Genomic DNA, 18,318 nt, shown 5'->3' with positions numbered 1-18,318 from the left:
ACCCGCCATGACCGCCCCCGACTTCGCCTACCGCCGCGGCGCCGCCCTCGTCACGGGAGCCACCGGCGGCATCGGCGCCGCCGTCGCCCGGCTGCTCGCCGCCCGCGGCAGCTCGGTCGTCCTCGCCTACCGCTCCTCGAAGGCCGCCGCCGAGGCGCTCGCCGCCGAGCTCGGCGGGCACGCGATCAGCACTGTCCGGGCCGACCTCGCCGACCCGGCCGCCTGCGCCGCGCTCGTCGAGGCGGCCGGGCCGCTGCACACCCTGGTGCACGCCGCCGGGCCCCACGTCCCGATGGTGCACCTGAGCCGGGTCACCCCGGACCGGTTCCGCGAGCAGCTGGTGCAGGACGTGTCCGGGTTCTTCAACGTCGTGTCGGCCGCGCTGCCGGCGCTGCGCGGCACCCAGGGCAGCATCGTCGCGGTGACCACGGCCGCGACCCGCCGCCACCCGGTCCGCGACGGGCTGTCGTCCGGCCCGAAGGGCGCGGTCGAGGCGCTGGTGCGCGGCATCGCCGCCGAGGAGGGCCGCTACGGCGTGCGGGCCAACTGCGTCGGCCCCGGCATGCTCACCGACGGCATGGCCGAGCGGCTCATCGCCGGCGGCGACCTCGACGAGCGGGCCCTGGAGGTGGCCCGGGCCAACATCCCGCTGCGCACGTTCGGCACCGCCGAGGACATCGCCGAGGCGGTCTGCTTCCTGGCCAGCGACCGGGCCCGGTTCATCACCGGCCAGAAGCTCGACGTGGACGGCGGCTACACCGCCTGAGACCATGGCCGCGTGATGTTGACGCGGCGCACGGCCCTCATCGTCATCGGCGCCGCGGTCGGCGTCCTGCTGCTCTGGGTCGCTACCGGCGAGCTGGGGCTGCGCCCGCGCTGGCCGTGGGACACGCACGTGCTGGGCACCGTCCTGGCGCCGTCCGCGGTGGTCCTGGCGTCGTCGGTCCTGCAGCTGTGGCTGCTGCTGGGCTGGGACCGCCCGAGCGCGCTGGAGACCGCCGGGGAGGGGTTTGTCGCCCCGGCCGCCTACGTGGTCGGCGTGGCGGCGGTCGGGCTGGTCACCGGGGTCGTCCTGCTCGGGGTGCCGCAGTGGCTCGCCGGCGGCATCAACCCGATCACACTGCTCTATGTGCCGCTGTACGGCGCCGCGGTCGTCGGCGTCGCGGTCTGGATCACCGCGATCGTGCGCGGCGCGGGCCGGATCGTCCTGCGGCCGGACGGCCTCTTCTGGGTCGACGCCCTCGGCGACACGTTCGTGCCGTGGGACGCGATCGCGGCCGGGCCGCTGCCGGGCGCCTCCCGCCTCGGCGAGGTCGACCTCGGCATCGCCCGGCCCGACCTGGTCGGCCGCCGCGGCGCGACGCTGCGCGACCCGGCCCGGCTGCGGCTGCCGGCACACCTGGCCCTGGTCCACCGCCGCTTCCTGGCCAACGCGGTCAACTACTACCTGTGGCACCCGGAGGAGCGCGCGGCGATCGGCACCCCCGCCGGCTACGAACGCCTGCTGGCCGCGATCGGCGGCCCGCGCTCTTGAGACGGCCTGAGATCATGACGGCGTGACATCGACGCGCCGTACCACCCTCATCGCGATCGGTTACGTGGCCGGGTTCCTGCTGCTGTACGCCGGAGCAGTCGCGCTGCGCTCCGACCCCGGCCGCCGCGACTGGATCCTGACGTCCACCGGCCCCGTCCCGCTGCTCGTGAGCCTCGGCGTGATCGCGATGACCGTCGCCCCGTTCGCCATCATGTTCGCCGCCACCCCGATCTACCTGTGGCTCAGCCTCGGCTGGCGGCGACCGGCCCGGCTGGAGAACGCCGGCGGAGCGTTCGTCGCCCCTGCGGCCCACGGGGTGGCCGCCGCCGGCGGCGCGGCTGCGCTGGGCTTCCTGATGCTCAGCATTCCCGTACGCGTCGCGGGCGGCATCAACCCGGTCGCGCTCATGTCGCTGGCGATGTGTGTCCTGTGCTGCGGCTGGGTGGCGGCGTGCGTCGCCTCGGTCGTCCGCGGCGGCGGCCGGATCGAACTGCATCCGGGCGGGGTGCGCAGCATCAGCGCGCTCGGCGAGACGTTCGTGCCGTGGGAGGCGGTCGCCGGCGGCCCGCTGCGCGGGACGAACTGGATTCCCATGCTCGTCGGCCTCGACCGGCCGGACCTGGTCCGCCGGCGCGGCCTGGTGGTGCGCCGCCGGAGCGTGGCGTTGCTGGCGACCAACCTGTCGGCGGTGGACGGCCGGTTCCTCGCCGACGCGGTCGGCTACTACCTGGCCGACCCGGCGGAGCGGGCCGCGATCGGCACGCCCGCCGGGTACCAGCGGCTGGTCGCCGCGGTCAGTGGGCCGCGGTCCTGAGCACGCCCATCCGGCCCTGGTAGAGGTCGTCGAGCGCGCGGCCGCCGTCCTCGGTCTGGGCCACCACCTCGCCGCGGACCAGCACGTAGCCGCGGCTGACCGCGCCGCGCACGGCGCCGAGGGCCGGCTCGGCCATCAGCACCGCGACGCCCTCCTTGGCCAGGCCGGTGACGGTGCGCAGCAGCTCCTGGACCACGAGCGGGGCCAGGCCGGTCATCATCTCGTCCAGCAGCAGCACCCGCGGTGAGCCCATGAGGGCGCGGGAGACGACGAGCATCTGCTGCTCGCCGCCGGACAGCACGCCCACCAGGCTCTTCAGGCGCGTGCGCAGAATCGGGAAGCGGTCGATCGCGGTGTCGACCGCCGAGCGCGGCAGGCGCATCAGCTCGGCCATGACCTGCAGGTTGTCGGCCACGTTGAGCTTGGGGAAGAGCTGCCTTCCCTGTGGTACCACGGCGATCCCGGCCCTGGCCCGGGCGGCCGGCTTGAGGCGGCTGACGTCCTCGCCGTCGAGCAGGACCCGGCCGGTCGACGGCACCGAGCCGTAGGCCGCGAGCAGCGCGCTGCTCTTGCCGGCGCCGTTCGGGCCGACCAGGGCCGTCACGACGCCGCCGGGGGCGACGAGGTCGAGGCCGGTGACGGCGCTGGCGTGGCCGTAGCGCACGCGCAGGCCCTCGAGGCGCAGCTCATGAGACATGCTCGACGTCCTCCACATCTTCGTCCGTCTCGGCGACCCCGAAGTACACCTGCTGCATCTGCGGGCTGTCGAGGCACTCCCGCGGGTTGCCGTCGAACACCGCCCGGCCGCGGTCCAGCAGCAGGATCCGGTCGACGAGCCCCGCCACCAGGTCGACGTTGTGGTCGACCAGGATGACCGCGTGGCCGCGCCGCTGGACGGTGCGGACCACCTCGGAGATGCCGGCCACGCCAGCGGCGTCGGACCCGGCGAACGGCTCGTCGAGCAGCAGGACGAGCGGGTCCTGCCCGAGTGCCCGGCCGACCTCGACGAGGCGCTGCTCGCCGAGGGACAGGTCGCCCGCCGGCCGGTCGAGCCGGTCGATGCCGAGCTCGCCGGCGAGCCGCTCGACCGCCGCGCCGTCGGCGGCGGTGTACGGGCGAAGCGCCCCGCGGAACGCGCCGGAGACCATCTGCCAGATCGTGCCGTGCCGCCGGGCGATCCGGCCGAGCAGCAGGTTCTCGGCGACGGTGAGCTCCAGGGCCAGCTGCGGGTACTGGAACGTGCGGGCCAGGCCGGCTTTGGCCCGCTTGGCGGCCGGCCCGGCGAGGCGCTGGCCGCGCAGGGTCAGGCTGCCCTCCGTGGCCGGCTGGGCCCCGGAGATGAGGTCGACCAGGGTGGTCTTGCCGGCGCCGTTCGGCCCGACGAGGCCGAGGATCTCGCCGGCCTCCAGGGTGAACGAGACGTCCTCCAGCGCGGTGACCCCGCCGTACCGCTTGGTGAGCCCCGATCCGACCAGCAGTGTCTCAGCCACGCCGTCCTCCAACGAGTCGCACGAGCCTGCTCGCGTAACCGATCACGCCCTGCGGCGCGACCAGCAGGATGACCAGCACGCCGAGCGCGAGGATCAGCGTGCCACTGGTTTCGACCGCCGGGAAGTTCAGCGTGAGCTGCACGGCGATCACGGCGCCGAGCACCGCGCCCCACGGCGTGGCCGAGCCGCCGATGAGCGGCATGAAGATGGCCAGGAAGACCAGGTTGAGCGTGAAGGTGTCGGGGGTGACGCTGCCCGCCGAGTAGGTGAACAGCCCGCCGCCGACGGCCGCGATGGCCGCGCCGACGGCGAGTGCGACGAGGTTCATCACCGGCACCCGCACCCCGGCCGCCTCGACGGCGCGGGGCGCGTCGCGCATGGTCCGCACGATGACGCCCCACGGCGACATGCGCAGCCGGTCGAGCAGGAACGCGATGACGCACACGACGACGACCGAGCCGACGACGACCTGGTAGTGCGACGGCTGCCAGCCGAAGAGGTTGAGCTTGCGCAGCGAGCCGAGGCCGCCGGAGCCGCCGGACAGCGACTCGGCGTCGACGAGCAGCGCCGTGAACGCCATGCCGAACAGCAGCGTGACCGCGGCCAGGAAGAACCCGGACAGCCGCCGGGTGGCCAGGCCGAGCAGCACGGCCACGACGGCGGCGACGATCGGCCCGACGATCCAGGCGGCGACGAGCGGCAGCCCGGTCTTGGCCGAGATGAGCCCGACGGCGTAGCCGCCGATGCCGGCGTACGCGCCGTAGGCCATCGACAGCGACCCGGCCATCAGGTACGGCACGTACATGCCGAGCGCGATGAGCGCGTAGGTCGCGGTGGTGGTGATCAGGGTCTGCTTGTACCCGTCCGTGCCGACCCAGGTCAGCAGCAGCGCACCACCGGCGACGCCGAGCAGGAGGCCCAGCGAGCCCCGTATCCGGTTCATGCCCTGACCCTCCTGACGAAGAGACCGCTCGGCTTGAAGGCGAAGAAGATCAGGGCCACGAAGAGCAGCCCGTAGACGTGGGACTGGCCGCCGAAGTAGTACGGCACGAACACCTCGACCGCCCCGAGCAGCAGCCCGCCGACGAGCGGGGCCCAGACGGACCCGGTACCGCCGACGACCATCGCCAGGAAGCCCGACAGCGCCCAGCTGAGCCCCGACAGCGAGCTCACCCCGGCCTTCGGCGCGAACAGCAGGCCGGTGATCCCGGCCAGCAGGCCCGACACGATGAATGCGATCAGCCGCACCCGGTTGACCGGCAGGCCGAGCAGCCCGGCGGCGTGGGTGCTGTCGCCGACGGCCCGCAGGAGGCGGCCGGTCCGGGTGAACCGGATCCAGGCTGCCAGCCCGGCGAACGCGACGACGGTGAAGCAGAGGAGCAGGACCGTGGCCGGCTGGACGACGATGTCGCCGACCGGCACCGGGTCGAACGTGAGCAGGTTCTGGCCCGGCAGGGTGGTGTAGCCGAAGAGGTACCCGCCGAGCTGCTGGATGGTGAACAGGACGGCCGCGACCGCGACGAGCGCCGGTAGCTCACCGCCGCCGGAGCGGCGCTGGACCGGCCGGACCACCGCCAGCTCCGTGACCACGGCCAGGCCGGCCGACGCGGCGATCGCCACCGCGGCGGCGGCCCAGACGTTCATCTCCTCGTAGAGCACGAGGTATGACGTGCACAGGCCGCCGACCATGGCGTACGGGCCGATCGCGAAGTTGAAGAAGCCGGCGCCGACGAGGACCAGGTAATAGGCCAGCGCGAGCAGGCCGAAGAAACACCCCATCTCGAGTGCGGACAACCACAGCTGCAACTGGCCCATCTCTCGGTACTCCTACTTCTTGCAGGGCGGCTGGTAGGTGGCCCAGGGGCCCTTCGGCTTGTTGTCCTTGCCGAACTCGACGAGCGACAGGCCGCAGGGCCCGTCCGCGCCGAGGTGCTTGTCGGCGCTGAAGCTGAGCGTGAAGTTCGACTGGCCGAACGTCGCAGGGTAGCCCTTGATGCTCTGGATGGCCTCGTTGAGCTTCTTCGGGTCGTCGGGCCCGCCGGCCTTCTCGATGGCCTGCTTGAGCAGGTGGACCGCGTCCCACGCCTGCGCGTCGTAGGCGGTGATGTCGTAGTCCTTGCCGTTCTTGGCCTGCAGCAGCTTGACCAGTTCCTGCGTGCGCGGGTTCTCGGAGTTGATCGAGCCCATGAAGATCAGGCCTTCGAGCGCGCCCGGGGAGGCGAGCTTCCAGCTGGACGGCTGGTTGCCGATGGAGGCGAGCGAGAACCGCTTGGTGCCGGCCATCTGCGCGCCGAGCGTGTTCTGCGCCAGGACCTCGAACGCGCCGCCGACGCTCGTCACCAGCACCGCGTCGGGCTTGGCGTTCTTGAGGCGGGCGACCTGCGCGGACAGGTCGCTGGCGTTGGCCGCGCCCTTCTCGGTGGCGACGATCTGCACGCAGTTCATGGCGGCGAACAGGGCCTTGTCCAGCGCGGCGATCGTGGTGGTGTCGTCGGTGAGGACGCCGAGCTTGGTGATGTTGGCGGCCTTGAAAGCCCCGCAGTACACCTCGGCCCAGTCGGTGGTCGTGTTCGCGAGCATGTAGATCAGTTCGTGGTCGGGCGGTGCCACGAGGGTCGCGGTCACGCCGGTGGGCGCGATGGCGGGCAGCCCGAGCTGCGTCAGCGTGGCCTTGGCCTGCAGGATCGCCGCCGACCCGCTCTGCAGCAGCAGGACCTTGGCGCCCTGGCCGGCGAGCTTCTGCAGGACGGCGGGAACCTTGGTCGGGTCGGACTCGTCGTTCTCGACGACGAGCTGGAGGGGCCGGCCCATGACGCCGCCCTTGTCGTTGATGTCCTGCACGGCGAGGCGGATCGTCTTGCCGGCGATGGTGGAGTAGGAGGCACCGGAGCCGGTGCTGTCCTCGTCGAGCCCGATGATGATCGGTGCGCCGGTTGCCGAGCCGTTGGTCGGCTTCTCGTCGTCCGCCTTGTTGCCACATGCGCTGATCGCGAGCGCGGCCAGTGCAAGGCAGCCGACGATGCGACTCGTCGATAAAACGCCCATGTGTACCCCTGTCACGGAATGTTACGAAACGTAAGCCTTCAGGGAGATCGCGGCCGAGCCGCCGGGATGTTCAAAACCTAACAAGCGCTTGGTTTTTACATCTTGGCTACGGCCGCCGGGCGTGTCAAGGACACTTGAGGTGCCCGCACGTAACAGAACCGTCAAAGTCACGCTCCCAGTTGGCTCCGATTCCCGAGGTCACGGGGCTTTCCTCCATGATCGGGACCAGACGGCCGGTCACGGGTCACCGGAACATCCAAGATCCCCTCCCCCACCTGGCACCCACCACGGCAACCACCACCCCCACCGCACCGCACGACGCATCACTCCTGATACATCACTTCTGATACATCACCTTTGATGCATCGCTTTTGATACATCAAGCGCGATGCATCAGACTTGATGTATCAATTCTGATGCATCAGCAACCGAGCGACACAGCCGCCAGGCGAGCGGGCAGTAGGTGCGGCTGGCAGGCGAGCGGGCAGCGGGCGCTCGCGGCGCGCACAGGCGACGACACGGCCGAAGGCGCTCGACCGAGGGGAGCGCAGTTGATCGTGGAACTTCCGGTCGCCAGGGCAACCACAAACTTCCACGATCAACTCCACGCACCAGCGCCACGGTCCGGCGGACGCCCGGCCGATGGCGCTCGACCGGGGGAAACGCAGTCGACCGTCGCAATCCGGACGCCAGGGGCAACCACCAAACCGCCGTAGACCGGTGCCGCGGACCGGCGGGCGGCGGGGGCTCGCGGGGCGGTGACAGAATCGGGCGTCTATGGAACCGAGCAGGGTGCTGGCCGCGCTCGCCGACCTCGCGCCCGCGGGGCGGGAGCGGACGCTCGACGTCGCCAAGGGCGACCAGCCGATCCTCTTCCTCCGCGACCCGGACCGCGCCCCGCGCAACCGGGCCGCCGACCGGCTCGCGGCGCTCGACGTGCTGCACCGCGACGAGCGGATCCTGCGGCGGGGGTGGGCCTGGCTGCTCGGCGTCGCCGACGTCGACGGGGCCGTGAAGAAGCTGCGGGTGCCCCTCGTGGCCGAGCCGGTCCGGCTGGAGCGCTCCGGCCGAGGGTACAAGATCGTCCCCGCCGGCGACCTCGAGCTCACCCCACTGCTCACCGACCGTGAGCGCGCCCGAACCCTCGAAGCGGCACCCGGGCTCGGGACGGCGGCGTGGCTCGGCAGCATCGGCACCACGGCATGGGTCGCCACCGCCGCCGAGGCCGCCGGGTTCAAGCCCGACCGGCTCGCCGACCACAGCGTGCCCCTGGCCACCCTGCCCACGGACGAGCTGGTGGGGCAGGCGGTCGCCGCGCTGTACGTGGCCCGGGACGTGTCGTCCGCCGGGCTGCGGGACACGCTGCGCGCCTGGTCGGCCCGGGCCGGGCTGGAGCGGACCGCGCTCGCGGCCGTCTACGGTGCCGGCACCGCGGCGGGCGAGCACGACGAGGCGGTCGTGTCGCCGCTGCCGCTCAACCGGGCCCAGCGCGAGGTCGTCCGCCGCACCCGGCACGAGCCGGTCGTGGTCGTCTCCGGGCCGCCCGGCAACGGCAAGAGCCACGCCGTCGTGGCGGCCGCGCTCGACACCGTCCACCGGGGCGGGTCGGTGCTCGTGGCCACCCAGTCGGCGCACGCGGCCGAGGTGCTCGGCGAGCTCCTCGCGCGGTACCCCGGGCCGGAGCCGGTCCTGTTCGGCAACACCGAGCACCGCGGCCGGATCCTGGCCACGCTCACCGCCGGCCTGCCGACCGGCGTCACCGGCCAGCAGCTGCGCGCCGACGAGGCCGCCGTCGAGACCGCCCGGCAGGCCGTCGACGCGATCGCCGCCGGCATCGGCGCCGCCCTCGACCTGGAGCGGGCCGCCGCCACGATGCGCACCTGGGAGCCCCTGCTGGCCGGGCTCCGCGCCGAGGCCCCGAAGGTCTTCGCCAAAGACTTTAATCCTGACAAAATTCGAAAAATCCGATTCGCCCGCAAGTGGCGGCTCCGGCGCCTCACCGGCGTCGACGAAGACCGGCTCCCCCGGCTCCTCGAAGCGCGAAAGGCCGACCGGGCGGCCGCCACCCTGGCCGTCAACGGCGGCACCGATCTCGAAGCGGCCTGGGACGCCCTCGACGAGGCCGACCGCAGGCTGGCCGACGCCGTCGGCACCGCCATGCGCCACAGCGCCACCAGCGGCAGGCGCTGGGGCGGCGACGCCCGCCGCAGTACCGCCGCCCTCGCGGCCGCACTCCGCACGGGCCGCAACGGCCGCCGGGAGGCCCTCGCCGCCCTCGACGGCCCGGCCCTCGTCGAGGCGCTGCCGCTGTGGATCGGCACCGTCACCGACGTCGAGGACCTGCTCCCACCCACGCCCGGCCTGTTCGACCTGGTCATCCTCGACGAGGCCGCGCACATCGACCAGCTGCGGGCCGCCCCGGTGCTGGCCCGCGCCCGCCGCGCCCTCGTCGCCGGCGACCCCAGCCAGCTGCGGTTCGTCAGCTTCGTCGCCGACGTGGACGTGGCCGCGACCCTGGCGCGGCACGGCCTCAGCGAGCGGGTCGACGTGCGCCGCTCCAGCGCGTACGACGTGGCGGTCGGCGCCTCCCCCGCCACCTGGCTCGACGAGCACTACCGCTGCGCGCCGCACCTCATCGACTTCTCCGCCCGCCGGTTCTACCAGGGCCGGCTGCACCTCATGACCCGCCACCCGCGCACCGAGCGCCTCGACGCCATCGACGTCGTGCACGTGCCGGACGCGGAGGTCACGGACGGCGTCAACCACCGCGAGGTCGAGGCGATCCTGGCCGCGATCGCGCAGCTGGCCGACCGGACGGGCATCGGGGTCGTCACGCCGTTCCGCGCGCAGGCCGACGCGATCGAGGCGGCCCTGCTCAAGGCGCTGCCGGTGGAGGAGATCGAGCGGCTCGGGCTGCGTACCGGCACGGTCCACGCGTTCCAGGGCAGCGAGGCCGCCACGGTCATCGTGTCGCTCGGCCTCGTCGACGGCGACTCCCCCGCCCGGCAGCGCTTCGCCGCCGAGCCCAACCTGTTCAACGTCATGGTCACCCGCGCCCGGGAGCGGCTCGTCGTGGTCACGTCACTGACCGGGGGCACCGGCCTGGTCGCGGACTACCTGGCCCACGCGGAGGGCCCCCGCGGCTCCCACGACGATCCGGATGCGGCAGTTGTACCGTTTGTGCGGCGCATGGCCACCGAGCTCGCGGCGGCCGGGCACGACGTGCGCACCGGGTACGCGGTCGGCGCCTGGACGATCGACGTCGTCGCCGACGGGACCGGGCTGATCTGCGGCCCGCACCCCGACGGCAACGCCGCGCACATCGAGCGCCAGCGCGCCCTGCTGCGGGCCGGCTGGGCGCTGCACGACGCGTTCCCGAGCCGCTGGGGCGGCGACCCGGTCCGCGCGGCGCTCGACCTGTCGGCGCAGCTGCGCCGGTAGGGTGCCGGCGTGAACCTCACCGATGCGTTCGGCGTCCTGCTCGGCCGGCCCCTCGACACGTTCGACCCGGCGGCGACGTACGCCCTGTACCACTGGGACGACATGTCCTCCGACGAGTTCGACCCCGAGGAGGCCGACTTCGGCCCGGTCCCGCCCGCGCCGGCCGCCGAGGCCGACGGCGGCGACGCGCTGCTGTCGCTGGAGCGGTGGCGCTTCGACCACGCCCGCAGCCTGTTCCGGCTCGACGGCGGCCCGGTGCTCGGCGCCGACGCCGACCCGGCCGAGCTCGCCGCGGCCGGGTACCTGCCGGTCGTCCACCGGGTCGTCACCGACGGGACCCTGCTCGACGCGATGAAGGCCGCGACCTGGACGATGAGCGCCCCCGAGGGCCTCGTCCCGCTGCCCCGCCGGGCCGTGGTCGAGCCGCGCTGGGCCGAGGCCCTGTCCGGGGTCGGCGACGCCGCGCTGCGCGAGCACCTGATGACGCTGTGCCTGACGCCGCACTGGGCCCGCTCCGACGGCGCCTGGTTCGCCGGCACCGACCCGAGCGGCGACCTGCGCCCGGCCGCCGACCTGCCGGGCCACGAGGTGCTCGCGGCCTGGCACTTCGGCGAGGGCCAGGCCGCGAGCGCGGTCATGTCGATCAGGTCCTGAGGCTCAGCCGGCGGTGTCGGTGTAGCCGCGCTCGACGAACCGGGTGTCCCAGGTGACGCCGTTGCCGTTGCCCGCCAGCAGCTCGCCGGTGCGGGTGTCGAACAGCAGCGCCTCGGCGCCCTGATCACCGGGGGACGGGTGCGGTCCCCGGCCCCGGGGGGCGGTGACCCGGATCCCGGTGCGGCCCTCGGGCGTGGTCTCCTCGCCGGCGCAGGCCACCCCGTCGAGTCGGGCGAGGAACCGCAGCACCGCGGCCCGGTGCGCGGTGTCGATGAGCTGGTGCCGGTTGAGGTTGGTGACGTTGACGAGCGCCTGGGACGGACCGTTCTCCCACCCATCGGACAGCAGCTCTCCCATCGCCGCCGGATCGGCCGCCGGCAGCGGCCGGCGAACGAACTCGCCCGGCCGGAACGTCGTCCGCGGTTCCCGGTTCAGCATCGCCGGGCGGGCGGCGAAGTACTCCTCGGACGCCCGATCGGCATACGTGACCGGGCCCAGCGTGGTGTCGATCACGCCCGAGCCGTCGTCGGCGAACCAATGCCGCACGTCGGCCCGCCAGGTCGCCCGCGCGAAGCCGCCCTTGCCCGTGTCGACCGTCCAGCCGCCACCCGCGTCGATCCGGATGTACTCGAACCGGCCGCCCCGCCCGTCGTAGGGCGCCGGCTCGATGCGCCCGGCCAGGTCGCTCAGGCAGTCGCCAGTCGACGGGCCGGTGGACGGGCCGGTGGACGGGGCCTGCGGAGTCACCGGAGCCGCGTCGGAGCCGCGCAGCGCGGCCACCCCGACCCCGGCGGCGACCAGCACCGTCGCCGCCCCGGCGGCGGCCAGCAGCACGGCCCGGCGGCGCGCGGGCCGCAGCGGGTCGACCTCGTACGTCGTGACGTCGTGCGCGGCCCGCCGCAGTACCTCGTCGGCATCGCCCGGACCGACCGGCACCCCGGCCGCCGGGTCGGCCCGGCGCAGCAGCTCCATGGCGTCGCTCATCGTGTCCCTCCTGCCACCCGCAGCGATACCGGCTCCGGCCGGTCGGCCAGCAGCGCGGCGAGCCGCCGCCGGGCCCGGTGCAGCCGGACCTTCGCGGCGGTCGCCCCGCAGCCGAGGACGACCGCGGCCTCCCCGGCGGTGAGCTGCTCCCAGGCGACGAGCCGCAGGATCTCCTGGTCGTCGTCGGAGAGCCGGCCGAGCGCGGCCCGCACGTCGAGCAGCGCGGCCACCGGCTCGTGCGGGTCCGCGCCCGCGGTGTCCGGCAGCGGTACCGTCGGCGGCCCCATCCCCCGGCGGCGGTTCGCCAGCAGCCGGCGAGCCACCCCGTACAGCCAGGGCAGGGTCCGGTCGGGGACCTCCCACCGCCGCCGCCAGGCCACCAGGAACACCTCCTGGGCCAGCTCCTCGGCGGCGGCCAGGGCATCGGTGCGCCGCACCCCGTAGCGCACGACGTCCGGGTAGTGCCGGGCGTAGACGCCCCGGAACCACTCGGCGCCGCGTTCGTCGACGTCGCTCATACCCGTCCTTGTGTCGCGCCGGGCGGGATGGTTACAGGTAGAGGCTCACGGACGTGTTCGTCATCCGGCGCGGCACGGCGGCGTCGAGCACCCGCAGCGCGGCCCGGGTGGCGGCGGGCAGGCCGGTGCCGCGCACGGCGGTGAGCCGGGTCGTCTCGGCGAGCCGCAGCCCGGCGCCCCAGGTCTCCAGCTCCCGCGGGTCGTCGCAGGCCCAGCGCAGCGCGGCGGCGGTGGCGCCGAGCGGCCCGCTGCGCCCGCCGCGGCGGCGCACGACCCACGTCCCGTACGTGTCCAGGGCCAGCCGGGCGCCCGGGAACCGCTCGCCGACCACCGTGACGGCCTGCCGCGCCTCGCCGGGCTGCAGGTAGACGAGGACGCCCTCGGCGAGGAACAGGAACGGCCCAGGCAAGGCATCGACCACGCCGGCCCACGCGTCGCCGGTGACTGAGCCGGTGACGGTGTGCCGGCGCTCCCCGTCGGGCAGCAGCCGGGCACGCAGCGCGGCGGCGTCCGGCAGGTCGACGAACACCCAGCGGGCGGTGCCGTTGTCGAGCCGCCGGTCGCGGGTGCTCAGCCCGGCGCCGAGCTCGACGACCGTCCCCTGTGGATGCTCGGCGAGGAACGCGGCCGTCCACCGGTCGAACACGGTGGAGCGCAGGACGTGGAACACGGTGGTGAGCCGGCCGTGCGCGGCGAACGCGCCGAAGTCGTAGTCGAGCTCGCCGACCAGCCGGGCCGCGTCGGGGTCGCCGGTGAGCGCCCGCGCGTGCAGCGTGATGAGCATGGTCTCCTGCACCGGCCCGAGGTCCGGCCTGCCCGCCATGCCGGGCAGCCTATCGGGAGCCGGCCTCCAGGTGCGCGATGATCGCGGCCCGGGTCGGGCGGCGGTCGATCTCCATGAACCGCTGCGGGCCGGCGACCGGCTCGAAGCCGGACCGGCGGTACACCTCGTGCGCGTCGCGGGTGGCGAGCAGGAACCGCTGCAGGCCCTGCGCCGAGAGGTCCGCGACGATCGCGTCGACCAGCCAGCCGCCCAGGCCCCGGCCGCGGTGCGCCGGGTCGACGTACACGTCGCAGATCCAGGCGAACGTGGCGTGGTCGGTGACCGCGCGGGCGAAGCCGACCTGCGCGTCGTCGCGGCGGACGCTGTAGGGCAGCGACCCGGCGATCGACCGCGCCACCACGTCCCGGGCCCGCCCGGCCGCCCAGTAGGAGTCCCCGGACAGCCACCGGTGCACGGTGTCCAGGTCGACGACGGCCGGATCGCTGCTCAGGACGTAGCCGTCCCGCTCCCGCTCACTCACCCGACCATCCTTGCAGAACGACTTCCGTCGATCTTCCTGTTCGGCCTAGAGTGCCAGCAATCCCGTCCGACCACAGAGGGGAGCACGACTTGTACCGCAGACTCCTCGGCGCGGCCACCGCCGCCGTCCTGGTGGCCTCGGCCGTCCTGGCGGCACCGGCGAACGCCGCGCCCGGCAGCATGACCCCAAAGCAGCTGACCAAGGCCGTGACCCTGCCCGGGGTCCTGCGCCACCTCCTCGCGTTGCAGCTCATCGGCGACCTCAACGGCGGCAACCGGGCCTCCGGGCAGCCCGGCCACCAGCGCAGCGCCGACTACGTGGCGACGCTGCTCAAGCACGCCGGCTACCAGGTCACCCGCCAGCCGTTCGAGTTCAACTTCTGCGACGAGACGTCCTCGTCGTTCGCCCAGACCGCGCCGGTGCCCGCGACGTACGCCGAGGGCACCGACTACGACCTCATGACCTGCTCCGGCTCCGGCGACGTCACCGCCGCGGTCGTGCCGGTCGACCTCAACCTCGCCGCCCCCCGCACGACGGTCACGTCGGGCTGCGAGGCGGCCGACTTCACCGCCGCCGTCGTGGGCAAGGTCGCGCTCATGCAGCGCGGCGGGTGCCCGTTCGGCACCAAGGCCGCCAACGCGGAGGCGGCCGGCGCCGTCGGCGCGATCATCATGAACCAGGGCAACGGCGACCCGGTCGCCAACCCCGACCGTTACGACCTGCTGCTCGGCACGCTCGGCACGCCGGTCGGCATCCCGGCCATCGGGGTCTCGTACGCCACGGGCGAGGCGTTCGCCGCCGCGGCCGGCCTCACCGTGCGCCTGACGGCCGAGACGGTCGCCGAGATCCGCACCACCGAGAACGTCGTCGCCGAGTCGAAGGGCGGCCGGGCCGACCACGTGGTCATGGCCGGCGCGCACCTGGACTCGGTACCGGAGGGCAACGGGATCAACGACAACGGCAGCGGCAGCGCCGCACTGCTCGAGGTCGCCCTCCAGGCGGCGAAGGCCAAGCCGAAGAACAAGCTGCGGTTCGCCTGGTGGGGCGCCGAGGAGGCGAGCCTCGTCGGCTCCACCTTCTACGTCGGCAGCCTCACGCCCGAGCAGCAGGCCGCGATCACCCTGTACCTCAACTTCGACATGGTCGCCTCGCCCAACTACATGTTCGGCGTCTACGACGGCGACGACTCGGCCGCGTCCGGCGCCGGCCCCGGCCCGGCCGGATCGGCGCAGATCGAGCAGCTGTTCGAGGCGTTCTTCGCCGGCCGGCGCCAGGCGACCAGCCCGGCCGACTTCACCGGCCGCTCCGACTACGGGCCGTTCATCGGCGTCGGCATCCCAGCCGGCGGCCTGTTCACCGGCGCGGAGGGCGTCAAGACCGCCGACGACGTCGCCCGGTACGGCGGGGTCGCCGGCGCCGCCTACGACCCCTGCTACCACGACCCGTGCGACGACCTGTTCCGCGTCGAGGGCAAGGGCGGCGACGCGGCGCTGTACAAGCAGTTGCGCGCGCAGTACCCGCTGATCGGCAACGTCAACACGTTCGCCCTGGACACGAACGCGGACGCGATCGCCACCGCGGTGATCACGTACGCGTTCGACACGTCCAGCATCCCGCCGCGCACCGCCACCGCCTTGCGAAAGGCCGGTGACGCGCTCAGCGGCTGACCGGGCGGGCCCGCTTCACCGGACCTCGAACGACGTCCCCGCGAAGGCGGCCTCGACGTCCGCCGGGGTCTCGGTGAAGTGGGCCCAGCCCTCGACGTGCACCGGCACCACGGTCGTCGCGCCGAGCAGGCCGGCGGCCTCGACCAGGCCGGCGGCGTCGAGGGTGAGGTTCGCGTCGCCGAGCAGCGCCGTGCGGGCCCGGCCGCCGTGCAGCACCGCGACGTCCACTGCCGGGAAGCGGGCCGCGACCTGCCGGACCACGTCGAGGGAGGCGTTGTCGCCGCTCACGTACACCGTCGGCAGGCCCGCGCCGGCCAGCACGAAGCCGGTCACCGGGCCGGTCAGGTGCTCGGTGCCGTCCGGGCCGTGCTGGGCCGGGACGGCGGTCACCCGCAGCCCGCCGTCGCCGCCGGGGAGCTCGACGCTCGTCCACGGCTCCAGTCCCCGCACCGGCGGCCCGAGCCGGTCGGCGGCGGCCGGGGTGGACAGCACCAGCGGTACCGTGGCCGAAAAGGCCCGGCCTGCGGTGTCGAGGTTGTCGGGGTGCTGGTCGTGGGACAGCAGGACCACGTCGACCGGGGCCGCGTCGGCGGGCGACCCGGTGGCCGCGGCGGTCTTGGTCAGCACGCGGCTGCCGAGGTCGTAGTCGCCCGGGCCGTCGAACGTGGGGTCGGTCAGGAACGCCAGGCCGCCCAGGGTGAACCGCAGAGTGGGACCGCCGAAGCGGCGCAGCTCGAAGGTCATGGGCCAAGTCTGCGACGGTTGATCAGGTCCGGGCAGTGGCTTGAACGCCATCGTGCGATACGTTCAAGCCATGGGCCGGAGTCGTACCACGATCGGCGTCCTCGTCGGCGACGGCGCCCCGATGCTGGAGGTCGCGGTGGCGCCGCGCGTCTTCAGCGTGGAGCCCGGCCGGTTCACCGTCCGCGCCGCCGGCGAGCGGCCCGGCCCGCTGCGCACCACGGCCGGCATCGCGCTCACCCCGCCCGACCCGGTCGCCGCCCTCGACTCCGCCGGCGTGGTCATCGTCCCCGGCTGGCGCCCGCCGGGCGGCGACCCGCCGGCTCCGGTCGTGCTCGACACGCTGCGCCGCGCCCATGCCGAGGGCGCCACGGTCGTGGGGCTGTGCCTCGGCGCGTTCGTGCTCGCCGAGGCCGGCCTCCTCGACGGGCGCCGGGCGACCACCCACTGGCGCCACCTGCCGGAGCTCATCCGCCGGTACCCCGGGATCGACGCCGTCGAGGACGTGCTCTACGTCGACGAGGGCACGGTCGTCACCAGCGCCGGCAGCGCCGCCGGCCTCGACGCCTGCCTGCACCTGCTGCGCCGCGACCACGGCCCCGACGCGGCGAACACGGCGGCCCGCGCGCTGGTCGTGGCCCCGCAGCGGGCCGGCGGCCAGGCCCAGTTCGTCGAGCGCCCGGTGCCGGCGCGGCCGGGCGGCGCCGACCCGGTCGCGGCCGCGATGCGCCACGCCCTGGACCACCTCGACGACCCGCGCCTGGACGTGGACGCACTGGCCGCGGCGGTCCACCTCGCGCGCCGCACGTTCGACCGCCGCTTCCGCTCGGCGACCGGCACCTCGCCCCTGCAGTGGCTGCTCACCCAGCGGGTGCTGCGCGCCCAGGAGCTGCTGGTGAGCGCCGCCCTCGACGTCGACGCGGTGGCCCGCGCCTGCGGCTTCACCGACGGCGTGGCGCTGCGCCCGCACTTCCGCCGGTTGGTCGGGGTGCCGCCGCAGTCGTACCGCGCCACCTTCCGCGGTCCTGTCGTACCCCCACGGTAGGGTGGGGCGTCTGTCGGGTACCTGGGGGAGGGTCGGCCGATGACCGACGAAGCGGTAGAACCACTGTCCACCGGCATGCAGGTCGGCATGCACGTGCCGGTCGTGCTGTTCGCCCTCGCCGGCGCGGTGATCGCGCTGATCGTGCTCCGCCGCCTGGGCCCGCCGGCCGCGCTGCTGGCCGCCGCCGGCTTCGTGCTGGTCGCCGCGGACCAGATCCTGGTCGTGACCCAGATCCTGCACATCCAGTCGATGATCGACAACATCGACGAGCTGCAGCCCGACGACTTCACCAGGGTCTCCAACACGTACGGCATCGTCGACGCCGTCCTGATCACCCTGGGCGCGCTGCTGCTGGCCCTGTCGTTCGTCTTCCGCCGCCGCGGGGCCGACGCGCCACAGCCCGCACCGTTCGCCCAGCCGGCCGCGTTCCCGCAGGCGGGCGGTTACGGCCAGCCCCAGCCGCCGTTCGCGGCCCCGGCTCAGTCGTTCGGCGCCCAGCCCCCTTCCCCGTACGGCGCCGCGCAGCCACCGTCGGCCCAGCCCGGCCAGCCCCCGGCGTACGGCGCGACCCAGCCACCGTCGGCCCAGCCCGGGGCCTACGGCGCGGCCCCGCCGCCCTCGGCGCAGCCCGCCGCGTACGGCGCCGCTCAGCCGTCGAGCGCACCTCCGTACGGCGTCCCGCAGCCGTCGAGCGCTCCCCCGGCGGCCGCGTACGGCGCGGCCCAGCCGCCGACCGCGCCGTATGGCAGCCCGCAGCCGTCGAGCGCACCCCCATACGGCGTGCCTCAGCCGTCAAGCGCTCCCCCGGCTGCCTCCTACGGCGCGCCGCAGCCGTCGAGCGCGCCGTACGGCAGCCCGCCACCGTCCACCGCGCCTCCGTACGGCGGGCCTCAGCCATCGAGCGCGCCGCCGGCCGCCTCCTACGGCGCGGCCCAGCCGTCGAGCGCGCCGCCGGCCGCGTCGTACGGCAGCCCGCAGCCGTCCACCGGCCAGCCCACGTTCTGGCCGCCGAGCTCCCAGCCCGCGAGCTCCCAGCCCGCGAGCTCCCAGCCCGCGAGCTCCCAGCCCGCGAGCTCCCAGC

Annotated in this window: 17 protein-coding genes and 1 pseudogene; 8 read left to right on the top strand and 10 right to left on the bottom strand. The window is 74.3% G+C overall.

Translation table 11 applies throughout. The annotated features are described in order from the left end of the window. Positions 1 to 7: 7 nt before the first annotated feature. Genes ABZS66_RS35100 through ABZS66_RS35090 form a run of 3 tightly spaced genes read left to right on the top strand, consistent with a single transcriptional unit; the run spans position 8 to position 2,348 of the window. Positions 8 to 766 carry an SDR family oxidoreductase gene (locus ABZS66_RS35100; protein WP_354765358.1) on the top strand — a complete coding sequence of 253 codons (759 nt, stop codon included), beginning with the start codon at positions 8 to 10 and terminating at the stop codon, positions 764 to 766. Positions 767 to 778: 12 nt separating this feature from the next. Continuing rightward, on the top strand, positions 779 to 1,534 hold the full coding sequence (locus tag ABZS66_RS35095; RefSeq protein WP_354765356.1) for a hypothetical protein: 756 nt from the start codon (positions 779 to 781) through the stop codon (positions 1,532 to 1,534). A gap of 22 nt (positions 1,535 to 1,556) precedes the next feature. Further along, positions 1,557 to 2,348: a hypothetical protein gene (locus ABZS66_RS35090; RefSeq protein WP_354765354.1), complete on the top strand. Its 792-nt coding sequence runs from the start codon at positions 1,557 to 1,559 to the stop codon at positions 2,346 to 2,348. On the opposite strand, the gene ABZS66_RS35085 is transcribed toward ABZS66_RS35090, so the two are convergent. From ABZS66_RS35085 to ABZS66_RS35065, 5 genes are read right to left on the bottom strand one after another with little or no spacing between them, the layout of a single operon-like run. Continuing rightward, positions 2,329 to 3,045, bottom strand: a complete 717-nt coding sequence (locus ABZS66_RS35085; RefSeq protein WP_354765352.1) for an ATP-binding cassette domain-containing protein — start codon at positions 3,043 to 3,045, stop codon at positions 2,329 to 2,331. The genes ABZS66_RS35090 and ABZS66_RS35085 overlap by 20 nt on opposite strands. Then, positions 3,035 to 3,838, bottom strand: a complete 804-nt coding sequence (locus ABZS66_RS35080; RefSeq protein WP_354765350.1) for an ATP-binding cassette domain-containing protein — start codon at positions 3,836 to 3,838, stop codon at positions 3,035 to 3,037. Before ABZS66_RS35080 ends, ABZS66_RS35085 begins: the two co-directional genes overlap by 11 nt. Then, the gene (locus ABZS66_RS35075) at positions 3,831 to 4,781 is read right to left on the bottom strand and encodes a branched-chain amino acid ABC transporter permease (RefSeq protein ID WP_354765348.1); all 951 of its coding nucleotides are present in this window, start codon (positions 4,779 to 4,781) and stop codon (positions 3,831 to 3,833) included. The genes ABZS66_RS35080 and ABZS66_RS35075 overlap by 8 nt, the downstream gene beginning before the upstream one ends. Beyond that, on the bottom strand, positions 4,778 to 5,653 hold the full coding sequence (locus ABZS66_RS35070) for a branched-chain amino acid ABC transporter permease (protein ID WP_354765346.1): 876 nt from the start codon (positions 5,651 to 5,653) through the stop codon (positions 4,778 to 4,780). The genes ABZS66_RS35075 and ABZS66_RS35070 overlap by 4 nt, the downstream gene beginning before the upstream one ends. Positions 5,654 to 5,665: 12 nt before the next feature. Beyond that, on the bottom strand, positions 5,666 to 6,883 hold the full coding sequence (locus ABZS66_RS35065) for an ABC transporter substrate-binding protein (RefSeq protein WP_354765344.1): 1,218 nt from the start codon (positions 6,881 to 6,883) through the stop codon (positions 5,666 to 5,668). A 777-nt stretch (positions 6,884 to 7,660) separates the two neighbouring features. Here ABZS66_RS35065 and ABZS66_RS35060 point away from each other — a divergent pair. Then, entirely contained in the window at positions 7,661 to 10,324 is a 2,664-nt protein-coding gene (locus ABZS66_RS35060; protein ID WP_354765342.1) for an AAA domain-containing protein, read from the top strand. 9 nt (positions 10,325 to 10,333) lie between these two features. Next, positions 10,334 to 10,978 carry a hypothetical protein gene (locus tag ABZS66_RS35055; protein ID WP_354765340.1) on the top strand — a complete coding sequence of 215 codons (645 nt, stop codon included), beginning with the start codon at positions 10,334 to 10,336 and terminating at the stop codon, positions 10,976 to 10,978. Between the two features lie 3 nt (positions 10,979 to 10,981). On the opposite strand, the gene ABZS66_RS35050 is transcribed toward ABZS66_RS35055, so the two are convergent. Genes ABZS66_RS35050 through ABZS66_RS35035 form a run of 4 tightly spaced genes read right to left on the bottom strand, consistent with a single transcriptional unit; the run spans position 10,982 to position 13,784 of the window. Further along, entirely contained in the window at positions 10,982 to 11,962 is a 981-nt protein-coding gene (locus tag ABZS66_RS35050) for a hypothetical protein (RefSeq protein WP_354765338.1), read from the bottom strand. Continuing rightward, a complete protein-coding gene (locus ABZS66_RS35045; RefSeq protein WP_354765336.1) occupies positions 11,959 to 12,480 on the bottom strand; it encodes a sigma-70 family RNA polymerase sigma factor in 522 nt (173 codons plus the stop codon). Before ABZS66_RS35045 ends, ABZS66_RS35050 begins: the two co-directional genes overlap by 4 nt. A gap of 31 nt (positions 12,481 to 12,511) precedes the next feature. Then, a complete protein-coding gene (locus tag ABZS66_RS35040; RefSeq protein WP_354765334.1) occupies positions 12,512 to 13,303 on the bottom strand; it encodes a class I SAM-dependent methyltransferase in 792 nt (263 codons plus the stop codon). Between the two features lie 10 nt (positions 13,304 to 13,313). Further along, positions 13,314 to 13,784, bottom strand: coding sequence for a GNAT family N-acetyltransferase (locus ABZS66_RS35035; protein ID WP_354765332.1), 471 nt, complete (start codon positions 13,782 to 13,784; stop codon positions 13,314 to 13,316). A gap of 89 nt (positions 13,785 to 13,873) precedes the next feature. Here ABZS66_RS35035 and ABZS66_RS35030 point away from each other — a divergent pair, with 89 nt between their 5' ends. Continuing rightward, positions 13,874 to 15,451, top strand: coding sequence for a M28 family peptidase (locus ABZS66_RS35030; protein ID WP_354765330.1), 1,578 nt, complete (start codon positions 13,874 to 13,876; stop codon positions 15,449 to 15,451). 15 nt (positions 15,452 to 15,466) lie between these two features. Here ABZS66_RS35030 and ABZS66_RS35025 read toward each other — a convergent pair whose 3' ends face one another. Continuing rightward, positions 15,467 to 16,195 (bottom strand): MBL fold metallo-hydrolase, encoded by a 729-nt coding sequence (locus ABZS66_RS35025; RefSeq protein WP_354765328.1) that lies wholly within the window; start codon positions 16,193 to 16,195, stop codon positions 15,467 to 15,469. A gap of 70 nt (positions 16,196 to 16,265) precedes the next feature. Between ABZS66_RS35025 and ABZS66_RS35020 the strand changes: the two genes are divergently transcribed. Together ABZS66_RS35020 and ABZS66_RS35015 are read left to right on the top strand one after the other, a co-directional pair. Then, the gene (locus ABZS66_RS35020) at positions 16,266 to 17,237 is read left to right on the top strand and encodes a helix-turn-helix domain-containing protein (RefSeq protein ID WP_354765326.1); all 972 of its coding nucleotides are present in this window, start codon (positions 16,266 to 16,268) and stop codon (positions 17,235 to 17,237) included. Positions 17,238 to 17,276: 39 nt separating this feature from the next. Beyond that, a pseudogene (locus ABZS66_RS35015) lies at positions 17,277 to 18,318 on the top strand (hypothetical protein); the annotation flags it as partial.

Origin of the sequence: Dactylosporangium sp. NPDC005572 (assembly GCF_040605515.1) — a bacterium.
Taxonomy (GTDB): domain Bacteria; phylum Actinomycetota; class Actinomycetes; order Mycobacteriales; family Micromonosporaceae; genus Dactylosporangium.
Note: the sequence above shows the minus strand (reverse complement) of the source record. Positions and strands in the feature narration are given on the sequence as shown.